Raw genomic sequence first — 14,501 nt, 5'->3', positions numbered from 1 at the left:
ATGTCTCACGGGTGCTTCTCCGTGGCCGTGGTGACGGTGGTGCGCAGGGCCTTCTCGATGCGGTCGGCCAGGCCCTCGGCCTCGTTGCCCAGGCCGGCCTGGGCCGGTGCCGAGGTGGCCTCGGGCCGTGTCGCCTCCGCGGCGGGCTGCGGGGTGTCGACGACGCGGCCGTCGGCCCAGCCGGAGACGGCGTAGACGACCACGGGCAGGTCGGCATGGACGGAGACGGTCCAGCTGGCGCGCTGCCGGTCCCCGAACGAGGCGGCGACGGTGCCGGGGGCGGCGTAGGGGCGCGGCATGAGGTCGGCGCGGCGGGCCAGGTTCTCGGTGCCGAACCGGGTGGCCAGGGACTTCATGGCGGCGGCGTCGGCCTTGGTGAACAGCAGGCCCACGGTGGTGACGTAGGTCTGGGTGGCGTCGGTGTAGGTGGCGCGCAGCAGGCGGGTGCAGCCGACCGGGGCGAGGGCCCGGTGCAACAGCGGGTCGAAGGCGTCGGCGCAGTCGCTGTCGGGTGCGACGGCGACGCGGGTCCAGGTGCGGTCGGCTCCGCCGGGTCCGGCACCGGGGCCCTGCACGGTGGGCGGGAACAGGGTGTCGACGGGGACGCTGTGCCAGAGCGTTCGGGCGGTGGCGAAGGTGCCGGAGCGTGCGCTGCCGGAGTCGTCGGTGAGCCAGCTGCCGGTGACCGCTCCGCCGATCAGGCCGATGCCGAGGACGAGACAGGCGGCGGCCGCGGCGGTCCGGGCGCCGGTGGCCGCGGCGAGGGCGCGTCCGCGCCCGCGTGCGTCGTACCCCTCGGGCAGCCCCAGGGAGACGACGGGCCGTGCGGCGCCCGGGGCGGCCGGGGCGGTCCAGGTGCGGGCGGCACCGGAGGGCGGCGGGGCGGGGTGCGGGGTGCGGGGGTCGCCGGGTGCGGCGGAGCGGGGTGCGGAGACGGGACGCAGCGGCGTCGTGGTCTCCGTGTCGCTCTCGGCACCCGCGCCGTCCGTGCCGTGGCCGGGGCGGGCGCCCGGGGCCGGTGCGGGCGCGGGCGGTGCGGACGGGTGCCGTCCGACCGTGGGCGGTGCGTCGGGGAACCGGGCCGAGGCGGGCGGCGGGGGCGGGGTCGCCGGGCCGGGGGTGGGCCGGGCACCGGGGAAACGGGGACGCTCGCGCGTGACCCCGTCCTCGCCGACGGCGCGGCCGTCCGCCCGGGAGGCCGGGGCGGGACCGGCGGCCGGCCGGGTGGAGGACGTGGAGGACGCCGACGGCCCGCGCCGGGCCGCGGGGGCGGCGGGCGGTGTGTCCTCGGCGCGGCCGACGGCGGCCGGGGACGCGCCCGGATCCGGGGTGCGGCCGGGCCGCTGCCCGGGGCGATTGCCGGCCGGGGACTGCGGGACGGCTGCGGAGCCGGTGGCGGGCGTCGGGACGCGGGGCGGGTGCGGAGGCAGGGGCGCGTGACGCGCTTCCGTGCTCATGCACCCCCCGTTTCCTCGTGCGGCCGCTCCTCGTGCGCGGCCCGTCGTCGTCACCCTGCCCGGAGCCGACGGGCCGTCACCGGGCACGCATACCCGTACACGCGAAGCGCCATCCCCGCTCACGGACGCGGCACGGAGGGGTTCCGCCGTACGTGCGCGTCACTCTACGGGCTGATGGGGCGCCGGCGGGAACCCGGACCGTGCCGCGGCGGCATCTGCCCGGAACGTCCCCCTACCCTGCGGTGTTTTCGTCTGGCAGGCTGCCGCCTTGACCGCCTCCCCGTCCGGGAGGGCGCCCGCCGAGCTCCTCGACCGTCGCACGGCCGGCCACCGCGCGCCCTGCCGCCCGACGACGGCTCCTCCCGGGCCGGGAGACCGGGGTGTCCACGAAGGAGGCCTGTATGACCGCACTTGCCGCCGACCGGGCCCGCTACGACCGCGCCACCGCCTCGCTCGACGCCCCGCTGGCGATCGTCGACCTGGAGGCGTTCGACGCCAACGCCGAGGACCTGGTGCGCCGGGCCGGCGGGAAACCGGTCCGGGTGGCCAGCAAGTCCGTGCGCTGCCGGGCCCTGCTGGAACGGGTCCTGGCCCGGGAGGGGTTCGCGGGGGTCATGGCGTTCACGCTCGCCGAGGCGCTGTGGCTGGCCCGGTGCGGGTTCGACGACGTGCTGGTCGCCTATCCGTCCCCGGACCGGGCCGCCTTCGCCGAACTGACCGCCGATCCCGAGCTCGCCGCCGCCGTCACGGTGACGGTGGACGACCCCGCGCAGCTCGCCCTGATCGACGCCGCCCGGGCGGGCGGACGCCAAGAGGTGCGCATCTGCGTGGAGTTGGACACCTCGCTGAAGTTGTTCGGGGGGCGGATCCGCTTCGGGGCGCGCCGCTCCCCGTTGCACTCCCCCGCTCAGGTCGCGGAGCTGGCCCGCGCGGTGACGCGGCGTCCGGGGTTCCGGCTGGTCGGGCTGATGGCGTACGAGGGCCACATCGCCGGGGTGGGGGACGCGGTGCCGGGACGCCCGGTGCGATCGCGCGCGGTCCGGCTGATGCAGGCGGCCGCCCGGCGCGAACTGGCCGAGCGGCGGGCCGCGGTGGTACGGGCGGTCCGGGCGGTGGCGCCCGAGCTGGAGTTCGTCAACGGCGGCGGCACGGGCAGCGTGCAGTCCACCGCCGCGGAGGACGCCGTGACCGAGATCGCCGCGGGCTCCGGCCTGTTCGTGCCGCGGCTGTTCGACACCTACCGCGCGTTCCGGGGTCGTCCGGCCGCCCTGTTCGCACTGCCGGTGGTGCGGCGGCCGGGGGTCGGCGTGGTGACGGTGCTCGGCGGGGGCTACCCGGCGTCCGGTCCGGCCGGGGCGGACCGGCTGCCGGTGCCGTGTCTGCCCGAGGGGCTGCGCTACGACCGGCAGGAGGGTCCCGGCGAGGTGCAGACGCCGCTGCTCGGTCCGGCCGCCGACGATCTGCTGATCGGCGACAAGGTGTGGTTCCGGCACGCGAAGGCCGGCGAGCTGTGCGAGCGGTTCGACACGCTGCACCTGGTCGAGGGCGACCGGGTGACCGGGAGCGTGCCCACCTACCGGGGCGAGGGGCGGACGTTCCTGTGACGGGCGCGGCCTGTGTGCGGGCGCGTGTCCCGTGACGGGCGTATCCGGCGGGCGGACGCGTTCTCCGTGACGTACGCATCCCGCGGGCGGACGCGTTCCCTGCGGCCGACGGGCCGGGCGGCGGCGGGCCCCGGGCCCGAGCGGGGCGGCTCGGTCGCACCGCCGGGGCGGGCCGTTTCGGCGGGGACCGGGGTGCGCTGCGGGGGCGGGGCTCCGCTGCGGGGCCAGGTTTCCCTGGTGATACATGCGGACAGACGCGGACAATCACAAGCGGGCGGAAGCGGCAGGGAGAGCGGAGCATGGCAGCCGTACCACCGTTGATCGGCGTGAGCACGTATCTGGAGGCGGACACCCGGTGGGGAGTGTGGCGGCTGGAGGCGGCACTGCTGCCGGCCGCCTATCCCCGGCTGGTGCAGCGGGCGGGCGGACTGGCCGTGCTGCTGCCCCCGGACGCGCCCGAGCGGGCCGCGCGGACCGTGGCACGCCTGGACGGGCTGGTGATCGCGGGTGGCCCGGATGTCGAACCGGCCCGGTACGGCGCCGAGCCCGACCCGCGCACCGGGCCGCCGGACCGCGCCCGGGACGCCTGGGAACTCGCCCTGATCGGGGCCGCCCTGGCCGCACGGCTGCCGCTGCTGGGCATCTGCCGGGGCATGCAGCTGCTGAACGTCGCCCTGGGCGGCACGCTGGTCCAGCACCTCGACGGGCACGGGGGACCCGCCGCCGGTGTCTTCGGCAGCCATCCGGTCCGACCGGTGACCGGCACCCGCTGCGCGGCCGCCGTCCCGGAGGAGACGGTGGTGGTGCCGACGTACCACCACCAGGCCGTCGGCCGGCTCGGTGCCGGTCTGATCGCCTCGGCGCATGCGGCGGACGGCACCGTGGAGGCCGTGGAGCCGGCGTCGGGCGGCCCCTGGGTGCTGGGCGTGCAGTGGCATCCGGAGATGAGCGAGGACCTGCGGGTGATGCGGGCCCTGGTCCACGCGGCGGGCGAGGGCGGCCGGACGGACGGCGACGGCTCCCCGGGCGGTCCGTCCACCGCCTCGGCACCGACCGCCGTCTCGGCACCGTAGGAGAACCTCCGCGGCCGCGGGATGAGGGACGTCGTGCCGCCGCCGCTCAGCCGGGCGTGCCGCACCGGGTGAGTGCGAGCAGGTCCCGGGCCGGTCCGGCGGGACGGTGACCGGACGGCCAGACGGCACGCAGGGCGCGCCGCAGGTCGACGCCCTCCACGGGCACGGTGACCAGGCGGCGCAGCGACAGCTCCTCCCCCACCGCGAGTTCGCTCAGCACCGCCGGGCCCGCTCCGCTGACCGCGGAGGCCTTCACCGCGGTCGTCGAGGACAGCTCCAGCAGCGGGCGGGCCAGGCCGCCCAGCGCCGCGTCCAGCACCTGCCGGGTGCCGGAGCCCTTCTCCCGCAGGATCAGCGGGGTGGCGGCCAGTTCCGCCGCCCGCAGCGGCCGCCGGCGGAGGCTCCAGGGGTGTCCGGGGGCGGTCACCACGATCAGCCGGTCGTGGCCGATCACCGCGGAGTCCAGGCCGGCGGGCACGGTCAGGCCCTCCACGAAGCCCAGGTCGGCCGCGCCGGTCAGCAGCCGTTCGGCGACCGCCGTCGAGTTCCCGGCGTGCAGGGAGACGGCGGTGTCCGGTCGGCGGGCGCGCAGGGCGATCAGCCAGCCGGGCAGCAGATACTCGGCGATCGTCATGCTCGCCGCGACCCGCAGCCGGGAGTCCCGTCGGTCCCTCAGCGCCTGCGCCCCGGCGTCGAAGGCCTCGGCGGCCTCGACGACCCGCCGCGCCCAGTCGGTGACCAGGGCGCCCGCGTCCGTCAGCCGGGAGCCGCGCGGCGAGCGGTCCAGCAGGGTCAGCCCGAGCTGCCGTTCCATGGAGCGGATCCGGCTGCTGGCGGCCGGCTGGGTGATGCCGAGGTCCCGGGCGGCGGCGCCCAGGCTGCCCCGCCGGGCCACCGCCAGCAGCAGCTCCAGCGCGCCCAGGTCCGGCACCCGGTGCGCCAGCACCCCGCCGGTGGGGCGGGGTGTGCCCGTGCCGTCGCCGTTTTCGTGGGTCGCGGCACCCGTCCGGCGTGCGCCGGCCGCGTCGCCGCCTGAGCCCGCGGTGCCGGTGCCGCGGTCCGCGGCCCGCTGCTCGGGGCTGGGGCTTGCCATAAGCCCAGCTTATGCGGCCGGTCCGGGGCGCCGTCGCGCGGCCCGGTCAGCGGTGCGCCGCGCGCAGCGCCCGGCCCAGCGCCTCGGGCGCCCGTACCAGCGACGGCCCGTACCAGGTCAGATGCCGCCCGCTGACCAGGGCGCACGGCAGGTCAGGGAATGCCTCGCGGCCGTCGTGGGCGGTGAAGCGGTACGGCTCGTCGGGCAGCACCACGAGGTCCGCGCCGGAGGTGAGCAGCTCCGCGAGCGGGATGCGGGGGTAGCGCTCGGGGTGCCGGGCGTGGACGTGGTCGACGCCGAGCCGGGCCAGCAGGTCGCCGGCGAAGGTGTCCCGGCCGAGCACCATCCACGGCCGTCGCCACACCGGCACCACCGCCCACCTGCGCTCGGCGGGCTCCGGCAGGGCCGCCCAGGCGGCCTCGGCCTCGTCGAGCCAGCGGGGCCTGTGGTCCGCCCCGCAGGCGGCCAGCACCCGGGCCAGTTCCGTGAACGCCTGCGGCAGGCTGCGCACCTCGGTGACCAGCACCTCGAGTCCGGCCGCGCGCAGCGCGTCGAGATCCGGGGCCCGGTTCTCCTCCTCGTTGGCGACGACCAGGTCGGGGGCGAGGGCGACGATGCGGTCGACCGCCGGGTTCTTGGTGCCGCCGACCCGCGTCACGGCGAGGTCCGCGGGGTGGGTGCACCAGTCGGTGGCGCCGACGAGGACGCCGGGCAGGGTCACGGCGATCGCCTCGGTGAGCGACGGCACCAGGGACACGACGCGCATCAGCGCCTCCGGTCCCGCACCGCCTCGATGTGCTCGGCCACCGCGACCACGACCACCCGGGTCTCCGGCACGGTGGCCCGCCAGCGGTGCCGCACCCCGCCGGTCAGGTACATGGTGTCGCCGCGCGCCAGCCGGTAGGCGCGGCCCTCCGCCTCGATCTCGACCGCACCGTCGGCGACGTACATCAGTTCGTCGTTGCGGTGCTGGAACTCGCGGCCGGCCTCGTGCTCACCGGTGAACTCGGAGGCGTGCAGCTGATGGTGTCCGCGCACCAGGGACCGCACCCGCGGCGTCGGCGCCGGCCCGGTGTCCTCGGCGCGCACGACGTCGACACTGCACGCCGGATCGGCCGCCGCCAGCAGCTCCACCGCGGTGGTGCGCAGGGCGTCGGCGATCTTCTCCAGGGAGGTCTGGCTGGGCCGGGCCCGGTCGTTCTCGACCTGGCTGAGGAAGGGCACCGACAGACCGCTGCGCTCGGCCACGACGGCGAGGGTGAGGGAGAGCGCGCGGCGGCGGCGCCGTACGGCCGCGCCCACGCGGAGGGACTGTTCCTTGTGGTCGCCCATCGGTCCGGTTCCCTCCCTCGCTCGTCGCCCGCCTGCTGTGCCCGCCGGCCTGCGTGGGGACGCAGGCCCCCTGTTGACTTCTCTGCACCCTACGCATGTTCGGCAAACAGTTTCATGCCGCCCGTGCAACCGGTTGCGGCAGCGAGACATGCCGGCCGCATGGTTCACGGCGGCCGGACGGCTGCCCGGCGGGCGCCGGCCGGAAGCCCCGGACAGGTGCCGCCGGACGACGGTCCAATGCCGGTCGCAGGCCGGCCGGTGCCGGTCGCAGGCCTGCCGGTGCCGGTCACAGGCCGGCCGGTGACCGTCGGAAGGTGGCTCTCCGTGGTCGGCCGGATTTCGCCGTCGCTCTCGCCGTCCCTCTCGCCGTCGCTCTCGCGGCCGTGACCGCAGGACGCGGAGCACAGAACACAGAACAACGACGTACGGGCTCCGGATGTTCCCCCGGCACATGCGGCAACATCCCGGCCCGCCCGCCGAGACGCCCGAGGGGGCGGGTCCCCGTGCCGTGCTCGACGGCGGGGACCCGCCCCCTCGGGCGGTGATGCGGTGCTGCGGCCGGGGCGGCCGTCCGGTGGCCGGGACCCGACCACCGGAGCACGCCGGTGGGTCAGCCCGTGGTCATGCGCTGCTCCACGTCCGGGTGCTGCTTCAGCCAGGCGGCGACCGCCTCGTCCTCGTGGCCCTGACCGCGCGCGTTGATCTCGCTCTCGAGGCTGCCCAGCTCCTCCTCGCTCATCCGGAAGTTCTTGATCCACCGGGTGAGCTGCGGGTACTGCTCGGGGAACGCCTTGCTGGAGATCGTCCGGATGGTGTTGCCCACGCCGAACAGCTGCTTGTCGTCCGTCAGCTTGGTCAGGTCGTAGCGGCTGTACGCCCAGTGCGGCGACCACAGCACCACCGCGATGGGCTCGTGCTTGGCGTAGGCGCGCTTCAGCTCGGCGAGCATGGCGGGGGTGGAACCGTCGACGACCTTGTACTCCTCGTCCAGGCCGTAGCCGGGCAGGACCTTGGTCTTGAGCAGGTTCATCTGACCGGTGCCGGGTTCGATGCCGATGATCTTCCCGCCGAACAGGTCCGCCTTGCCCTTGAGGTCCTCCAGGGACTTCACGTCCTTGACGTAGGACGGCACGGCGATCTCCAGCGAGGTGGGCTGGTACCAGGTGCCGAGGTCGGTGAGCCGGTCCTTGTTCTTGTCCCAGTAGTTGCTCTGCGCGTACGGCAGCCAGGCGTCGAAGTTGAGGTCGATGTCCCCGCCGGCCAGGCCGGTGTAGACGGGGCCGACGTCCATCTGCTTCAGGTTCAGCTTGTAGCCGCGGCGCTCCAGCACCGCCTTCCACAGGTGGGTGACGGCGATGTCCTCGTCCCAGGGGAACCAGGCGACGTCCAGCGGACGCCGGGCCTCGGCCGGTGCGGCGGTGGAGCCGCCGGGGACCGGGGCCAGCTGGTCGACGATGCCGGGGTTGTCCTTCAGCCAGGTGCGCACGGCCTCCTGCTGACGTCCCTTGCCGGCCTTGTTGATCTCCGCCTCCAGGCTGGTGAGCTGCTTCTCGTCCAGCGTGAAGTTCTTCAGCCAGCCGGCCACGACCGGGTCGTCGTCGGCGAAGCCCTTGCGGGCCAGGGTGTGCACGGCGTCGCCCTCGCCCCAGGCGCCCTTGGGGTCCTTCAGCTTCTTCAGCTGGTAGTCGCTGTAGGCCCAGTGCGGCGACCAGAGGGTGACGACGATGGGTTCCTTCTTGCTGTAGGCGCGCTTGAGCTCGGCCAGCATCGCCGGCGTGGAGCTGTCGACGACCTTGTACTCCTCGTCCAGGCCGTAGTCCTTGAGCACCTTGCTCTTGAGCAGGGCCATCTCGCCGGCGCTGGACTCGATGCCGGTGATCTTGCCGCCGAACAGGTCCGCCTTGCCCTTGAGGTCCTCCAGCGAATCGACGTCCTTCATGTAGGCCGGGACGGTCAGTTCCAGGGAGGTCGGGCCGTACCAGGAGCCGAGGTCGTCGAGCTGGTCGCCGTACTTCTTCCAGTACTGGGCGTGGGTGGTCGGCAGCCAGGAGTCGGTCTCGAAGTCGATGCTGCCCTGCGCGAGCGCGGTGTACAGCGGGCCGGCGTCGAACTGTCGGGCGTCCACCTGGTAGCCGCGCTGTTCGAGGATCTCCTTCCACAGGAAGGTGGAGGCCACGCCCTCGTCCCAGGGGATGTAGCCGATGCTGATCTTCTTGCCCTTGCCGACGTCCTGCCCGTCGGAGGCGGTCGTGGCCGAGCCGCCACCGCCGCCGAACAGGCCGATGCCGCCGGCGACCAGCGCGAGAACGCCGACACCGATCACGGCGACCTGCGGCCGCAGCCGGTAGGACCAGATCTTCATGCGCTTCAGCGCCTGCGCCTTGGCGGCGGCACGGCGGCCGAGCGGGGAGACCTGGTCGCCCAGGGCGCTGGTCATGCGGTCCAGGTAGATCGCGAGGATCACGATGGCGACGCCCGCCTCGGAGCCGAGGCCGACGTTGAGCTGACCGATGGCCTCGTTGACGTCGCCGCCCAGGCCGCCGGTGCCGACCATGCCGGCGATCGCGGCCATGGACAGACCGAGCATGATCACCTGGTTGACGCCGGCCATGACGGTGGGCAGCGCCAGCGGCAGCTGGACGCGCAGCAGGGCGTTGCGGGGCGTGGTGCCGAACGCCTCGGCGGCCTCCACCAGCTCCCGGTCGACCTGCCGGATGCCCAGCTCGGTCATGCGCACTCCGGGCGCGAGCGCGAAGATCAGCGTGGCGACGATGCCCGCGGAGGCGCCGGTACCGAAGAACAGGATCGCCGGGATGAGGTAGATCATCGCCGGCAGCGTCTGCATGAAGTCCAGGACCGGCCGGACCACGGCGCTGACCCGGCTGGAGCGGGCCGCCCAGATGCCGACCGGTACCGAGATCACCAGCGCGATGATCGTGGCGACGAGGACGAGCGACAGGGTGACCATCGCGTCCGACCACAGCTCCATGGAGTCGATGAACGCGAACCCCACGAAGGACAGCACACCGGCGAGCACCCCGCGCAGCCACCAGGCGAGCACGGCGAAGATGCCGGCGAGCAGCAGCGGCTCGGGCGCCTGCAGAACGGCGTTGATGCCGTCGTAGGCACCGGTGAAGACGGTCTTGAAGAAGTCGAACAGCCAGGACACGTGGTCCAGGAGCCAGTCGACAGCACTGTTGACCCAGTTGCCGAGCGGGATCCTAGGCATGGGCGACCTCCTTCTCGCCGCCCTTGTCCCGCCGGGCGTCACAGGCGGCGGGCGTGCCGGTGGGCTCGTCGCCGAGGAAGCCGAGCAGCCGCTGCCGCGGGACGACCCCGACGACGCTGCGGTCGGGGCCGACGACGGCGACGGGGTGGCTGAGCCGGGCGCTGATGGCGCACAGCTCGGCGAACGGCGTGTCGGGCGTCGCGGTCTCGCAGCCGCAGTCGGCCTCGTCACCGCGCACGTCGCGGTCCATGACCGCCTCAGCGGTCAGCACCCGGGAGCGGTCGACGTCCTGGGTGAAGGAGGCGACGTAGTCGTTGGCCGGGCGCAGCAGGATGTCCTCGGCGGTGCCGTTCTGCACGATGCGGCCGTCGCGCATGACCGCGATGCGGTCGCCCAGGCGCATGGCCTCGTTGAGGTCGTGCGTGATGAACACGATCGTCTTCTTGAGGGTCTTCTGCAGCTGGAGCAGCTGGTCCTGCATGTCGCGGCGGATCAGCGGGTCCAGGGCGCTGAAGGACTCGTCCATCAGCAGCAGGTCCGCGTCGGTGGCCAGGGCGCGGGCCAGGCCGACGCGCTGCTGCATGCCGCCGGACAGCTCGTCGGGCCAGGACTTCTCCCAGCCGGCCAGGCCGCACAGGGCGAGCGCCTCGTCGGCGCGGCGTTCGCGCTCGGCGCGGGGCACGCCCTGCACTTCCAGGCCGTAGGCGGCGTTGTCGCGGACGCTGCGGTGCGGGAAGAGCGCGAAGTGCTGGAACACCATGCTGATCTTCTGGGAACGGACCTTGCGCAGCTCCCGGTCGGTGAGCGCGGTCAGGTCCTGCCCGGCGAACCGGACATGGCCGGCGGTGGGCACGAGCAGCCCGTTGAGCATCCGCAGCAGGGTCGACTTGCCGGAGCCGGACAGGCCCATCACGACGAAGATCTGGCCGGGGTCCACGGTGAACGAGGCGTCGATCACGGCGGCCATGGTGCCGTCGGCGCGCAGATCGTCGCGGTCGGCTCCCTGCCGCAGCTTCTCGACCGCCTCGTCCGGTCGTCTGCCGAACACCTTGAACAGGTGCTCGGCCTCTAGCAACGGTGACACACGTACCTCTCACCTAGGGAACAAGGACACGACGACGCGAAGGCTGGGTAACAGTTGAATTACGCAACCACTTTCGGTCGTCGCCGCGCCTGCCCCACCGCATTCGACCCAAACGCGAAGGTGGTCCACCTCACATGTTTTCGGCCATGCGGGCGATGTTCGGCCATCACAGGGGTACCGTGCGCCACCCTCTCGGTCACTCGGAGTGACCTTTTTGGTCATACGCCGGCGCTGCGCCGACCGTCCGACCCTCGCATCCGCAGGCTGAGACGAGCTGCCGCGCCTCCTGCGCGCCGTGTCGCACGAGCACGGCTGTCACGGTGTGCAACGCGTGCCGCGGGTGCGGACGGCCGGCATGCGCGGCGTCGGGGACGACCGCCGGTGCTCCGACGGCGGCCTGCGCCGCCCCGCCGCCCTCGGCCGGGGCGCGCGCCGGGCAGGCGCGGTACCACGTCCGGTCCCGTCGGTGGTCGTCCGGCCCACGCGGCCAGGCCGGCGCAGAGGTGGACCGGCGGCCGCCGTAACGGTCGCACAGAGCGGATGTCGCCCACGAACCGGAAACAAGGCGCTCCTGCAGGGCTCGGGAGGCGCCCGGCACGGCCACGAGACGGAGACGGAGCGCACGACCCCCGCCCCCGCCGATGGCATGCTGGGCGCATGTCGACGCGCCCCGGGAAGACCCTGCTCCTTGACACTCCCTCGCTGTACTTCCGCGCCTACTTCGGCGTCCCCGAGTCGGTCGAAGCGCCCGACGGCACGCCGGTGAACGCCGTGCGCGGGCTGCTCGACTTCATCGACCGGCTGGTGAAGGACCACCGGCCCGACCGGCTGGTGGCCTGCATGGACGCCGACTGGCGGCCGCGGTGGCGGGTGGAGCTGATCCCGTCCTACAAGGCGCACCGCGTCGCCGAGGAACATCCGGAGGGGGCCGACACCGAGGAGGTGCCCGACACGCTGTCCCCGCAGGTCCCGGTGATCGAGGAGGTGCTGGACGCCATCGGCATCGCCCGGGTGGGGGTCGCGGGGTACGAGGCGGACGACGTGATCGGCAGTTATGCCGCGCGGGCGACGGGACCGGTCGACATCGTCACCGGCGACCGGGACCTGTACCAGCTGGTGGACGACACCCGCCGGGTGCGCGTGCTGTACCCCGTCAAGGGGGTGGGGACGCTGCAGGTCACCGACGACGCGGTGCTGCGCGCCAAGTATGGGGTGGACGGCAGCGGGTACGCGGACCTGGCGCTGCTGCGCGGCGACCCGAGCGACGGGCTGCCGGGCGTGCCCGGCATCGGGGAGAAGACGGCGGCCAGGCTGCTGGAGCGCTTCGGCGACCTGGCCGGGATCATGGCAGCTGTGGACGACCCGGGGTCGGGGCTGACGCCGTCGCAGCGCAAGCGGCTGGCCGAGGCGCGGCCCTATCTCGCGGTGGCGCCGAAGGTCGTGCGGGTCGCCACCGACGTACCGCTGCCGGCGGTGGACACGGAGCTGCCGCGCAGCCCGCGCGACCCGGCGGCGCTGGACGCGCTGGCCTCCCGGTGGGGCCTGGGCGGCTCCCTGCAGCGGCTGCTGGACACACTGGCGGGATGACCGTCGGGGCGAACGGGCACGGCGTGCGCGGCGGTGCGTTTCCTGAACAGCGCATGGACACGGGAGGCGGGTGCTAACTTAGGTAAGCCTAAGCAAGGTGAACGGGAGGCCGTCATGGCAGAACGTCCGGCGCGCAAGCCGCGCAAGGCCCACACCGGTCGGGTGATCCGCACCGAACGGCTCACACCGCACATGCAGCGGGTCGTGCTCGGCGGCGAGGGACTGGCCGGCTTCTCGGCGGACACCTGCACCGACCACTATGTGAAGCTGCTGTTCCCGGCCGACGGCGTCACCTACCCCGAGCCGTTCGACATCGAGCGCATCCGCGCGGAGTTCCCGCGCGCCCAGTGGCCGGTGACCCGGACCTACACCGTGCGCGACTGGGACGCGGAGCGCCGCGAGCTGACCCTGGACTTCGTGCTCCACGGCGACGAGGGCCTGGCCGGCCGGTGGGCGGTGCGGGCGCGGCCGGGCGACACCCTCCGCTTCCTGGGGCCCGGCGGTGCCTACGCCCCCGACGCGAGCGCCGACTGGCATCTGCTCGCCGGTGACGAGAGTGCCCTGCCCGCGATCGCCCGCAGCCTGGAGGCGCTGCCCGAGGGCGCCGTGGCGCATGCCTTCGTGGAGGTCTCCGGTCCGCAGGAGGAGCAGAAGATCGACTCCTCGGTCCAGGTGACCTGGCTGCACCGCGGCACCCGTCCCGTCGGCGAGGCACTGATCGAGGCCGTCCGCGGCCTGGAGTTCCCCGAGGGCCGGGTGCACGCGTTCGTGCACGGCGAGGCCGGTTGCGTCAAGGAGCTGCGCCGGCTGCTGCGCGTGGAGCACGCGATCCCGCGGGAGCAGCTGTCGCTCTCCGGGTACTGGCGTCTGGGCCACGACGAGGACGGCTGGCAGGCCTCCAAGCGGGAGTGGAAGGCCCGGATCGAGGCCGAGCAGGAGGGCGCGGCACCGGCTGCGTGAAGACCAGTTCACGGGGGCGGCCGTGCGTGCGGCTCGTGCTCCGGCGCCGTCGCGCGTGCCGTGGGTGCGGGGCGCCGGGCCGGTGGCGGTGGCGCGGGCCGTAGGCTGCACGGCGTGAGACGCAGGACCCCGCCACCGCCCGCTCCCCTCCCCCAGCGCCGCGGAGTGGACCCCGTGCGGGTACGGCTGCCGGCGAGCGGGCCCTGGGCCACCGTACGGGAGCACCTGGTGGAGCGGCTGTCGGGAGCCGCGCCGGGAGCGGTGGAGGCGATGTTCCGGGCCGGGGAGGTCGTCGGGGCGGACGGACGGCCGGTCGCGCCCGACGCGCCGTTCGAGCCGGGGATGTTCGTGTGGTTCCACCGGGAACTGCCCGAGGAGGTCCCGGTGCCCTTCCCGCTGCACGTCGTCCACCGCGACGAGCACATCGTGGTGGTGGACAAGCCGCATTTCCTCGCTACCACGCCGCGCGGCACCCATGTCGCCGAGACCGCGCTGGCGCGGCTGCGCCGCGAGCTGGGCCTGCCCACGCTCAGTGCCGCGCACCGCCTGGACCGGCTCACCGCGGGCCTGGTGCTGTTCACGGTGCGCCCTGAGGAACGCGGCCGCTACCAGACGCTCTTCCGCGACCGGCGGGTGCGCAAGGAGTACGAGGCCGTCGCCTCGTACGATCCCGGGCTCGCGCTGCCGCGCACGGTGCGCAGCAGGATCGTGAAGGAACGCGGTGTGCCGGCCGCGCGGGAGGTGCCGGGCGAGCCGAACGCCGTCACCCGCGTCGACCTCGTCGAGCACCGCGCGGGCGACGGCCTCGCCCGCTACCGGCTCGTCCCCGAGACCGGGCAGACCCACCAGCTCAGGGTGCACATGAGCGCCCTGGGGGTGCCGATCCTCGGTGATCCGCTGTACCCGGTGGTGACCGGTCCCGTCCCGGCCGGTGACTTCCGGCGCCCGCTGCAGCTGCTGGCCAGGACGCTGGAGTTCACCGACCCGGTCACGGGGGCGGAGCGCCGGTTCTCCAGCCGCCGGGTGCTGGAGGCCTGGGAGGACCCGCGCGAGTGGGCGGAACGGTGACCGCCCCGCGCCCG

At 74.4% G+C, this 14,501-nt stretch carries 11 protein-coding genes; 5 read left to right on the top strand and 6 right to left on the bottom strand.

Annotated elements, in window-relative coordinates; all coding sequences use genetic code 11:
* Positions 1-5: 5 nt before the first annotated feature.
* A complete protein-coding gene (locus OG899_RS21960) occupies positions 6-1,457 on the bottom strand; it encodes a hypothetical protein (RefSeq protein ID WP_251504596.1) in 1,452 nt (483 codons plus the stop codon).
* 401 nt (positions 1,458-1,858) lie between these two features.
* On the opposite strand from OG899_RS21960, the gene OG899_RS21955 reads away from it, so the two are divergent.
* Together OG899_RS21955 and OG899_RS21950 are read left to right on the top strand one after the other, a co-directional pair.
* Positions 1,859-3,061 carry an amino acid deaminase/aldolase gene (locus OG899_RS21955; protein ID WP_125500852.1) on the top strand — a complete coding sequence of 401 codons (1,203 nt, stop codon included), beginning with the start codon at positions 1,859-1,861 and terminating at the stop codon, positions 3,059-3,061.
* A gap of 299 nt (positions 3,062-3,360) precedes the next feature.
* Positions 3,361-4,134, top strand: coding sequence for a gamma-glutamyl-gamma-aminobutyrate hydrolase family protein (locus OG899_RS21950; protein WP_168130740.1), 774 nt, complete (start codon positions 3,361-3,363; stop codon positions 4,132-4,134).
* A 46-nt stretch (positions 4,135-4,180) separates the two neighbouring features.
* Here OG899_RS21950 and OG899_RS21945 read toward each other — a convergent pair whose 3' ends face one another.
* The 5 genes from OG899_RS21945 to OG899_RS21925 all read right to left on the bottom strand — a co-directional run bounded on the left by OG899_RS21945 (position 4,181) and on the right by OG899_RS21925 (position 10,872).
* Complete coding sequence (locus tag OG899_RS21945) at positions 4,181-5,227, bottom strand: LysR family transcriptional regulator (protein ID WP_125499170.1); 1,047 nt, start codon at positions 5,225-5,227, stop codon at positions 4,181-4,183.
* A gap of 46 nt (positions 5,228-5,273) precedes the next feature.
* The gene (locus tag OG899_RS21940; RefSeq protein ID WP_168130741.1) at positions 5,274-5,993 is read right to left on the bottom strand and encodes a helical backbone metal receptor; all 720 of its coding nucleotides are present in this window, start codon (positions 5,991-5,993) and stop codon (positions 5,274-5,276) included.
* On the bottom strand, positions 5,993-6,559 hold the full coding sequence (locus OG899_RS21935) for a helix-turn-helix domain-containing protein (protein ID WP_125499172.1): 567 nt from the start codon (positions 6,557-6,559) through the stop codon (positions 5,993-5,995). Before OG899_RS21935 ends, OG899_RS21940 begins: the two co-directional genes overlap by 1 nt.
* Before the next feature lie 610 nt (positions 6,560-7,169).
* Positions 7,170-9,788, bottom strand: coding sequence for an ABC transporter permease/substrate binding protein (locus OG899_RS21930; RefSeq protein WP_406311122.1), 2,619 nt, complete (start codon positions 9,786-9,788; stop codon positions 7,170-7,172).
* Positions 9,781-10,872, bottom strand: coding sequence for a glycine betaine/L-proline ABC transporter ATP-binding protein (locus tag OG899_RS21925; RefSeq protein WP_125499174.1), 1,092 nt, complete (start codon positions 10,870-10,872; stop codon positions 9,781-9,783). Before OG899_RS21925 ends, OG899_RS21930 begins: the two co-directional genes overlap by 8 nt.
* Before the next feature lie 657 nt (positions 10,873-11,529).
* Between OG899_RS21925 and OG899_RS21920 the strand changes: the two genes are divergently transcribed.
* From OG899_RS21920 to OG899_RS21910, 3 genes are all read left to right on the top strand, one after another.
* The gene (locus tag OG899_RS21920; RefSeq protein ID WP_125499199.1) at positions 11,530-12,459 is read left to right on the top strand and encodes a 5'-3' exonuclease; all 930 of its coding nucleotides are present in this window, start codon (positions 11,530-11,532) and stop codon (positions 12,457-12,459) included.
* Between the two features lie 114 nt (positions 12,460-12,573).
* Positions 12,574-13,419, top strand: coding sequence for a siderophore-interacting protein (locus OG899_RS21915; protein ID WP_125499175.1), 846 nt, complete (start codon positions 12,574-12,576; stop codon positions 13,417-13,419).
* A 114-nt stretch (positions 13,420-13,533) separates the two neighbouring features.
* Complete coding sequence (locus OG899_RS21910) at positions 13,534-14,487, top strand: RluA family pseudouridine synthase (RefSeq protein ID WP_125499176.1); 954 nt, start codon at positions 13,534-13,536, stop codon at positions 14,485-14,487.
* Positions 14,488-14,501: the final 14 nt, after the last annotated feature.

It is taken from the genome of Streptomyces thermoviolaceus, assembly GCF_045209695.1.
GTDB classification, from domain to species: domain Bacteria; phylum Actinomycetota; class Actinomycetes; order Streptomycetales; family Streptomycetaceae; genus Streptomyces; species Streptomyces thermoviolaceus.
The sequence above is the reverse complement of the archived record's forward strand: the minus strand, read 5'-3'. Positions and strand labels throughout refer to the sequence as shown.

Bases quoted from the DNA above. Each gene is read 5' to 3' on its own strand.
- OG899_RS21955 (WP_125500852.1), top strand. From the start codon at position 1,859: ATGACCGCACTTGCCGCCGACCGGGCCCGCTACGACCGCGCCACCGCC.
- OG899_RS21950 (WP_168130740.1), top strand. From the start codon at position 3,361: ATGGCAGCCGTACCACCGTTGATCGGCGTGAGCACGTATCTGGAGGCG.
- OG899_RS21915 (WP_125499175.1), top strand. From the start codon at position 12,574: ATGGCAGAACGTCCGGCGCGCAAGCCGCGCAAGGCCCACACCGGTCGG.
- OG899_RS21945 (WP_125499170.1), bottom strand. From the start codon at position 5,227: ATGGCAAGCCCCAGCCCCGAGCAGCGGGCCGCGGACCGCGGCACCGGC.
- OG899_RS21940 (WP_168130741.1), bottom strand. From the start codon at position 5,993: ATGCGCGTCGTGTCCCTGGTGCCGTCGCTCACCGAGGCGATCGCCGTG.
- OG899_RS21930 (WP_406311122.1), bottom strand. From the start codon at position 9,788: ATGCCTAGGATCCCGCTCGGCAACTGGGTCAACAGTGCTGTCGACTGG.
- OG899_RS21960 (WP_251504596.1), bottom strand. From the start codon at position 1,457: ATGAGCACGGAAGCGCGTCACGCGCCCCTGCCTCCGCACCCGCCCCGC.
- OG899_RS21935 (WP_125499172.1), bottom strand. From the start codon at position 6,559: ATGGGCGACCACAAGGAACAGTCCCTCCGCGTGGGCGCGGCCGTACGG.
- OG899_RS21920 (WP_125499199.1), top strand. From the start codon at position 11,530: ATGTCGACGCGCCCCGGGAAGACCCTGCTCCTTGACACTCCCTCGCTG.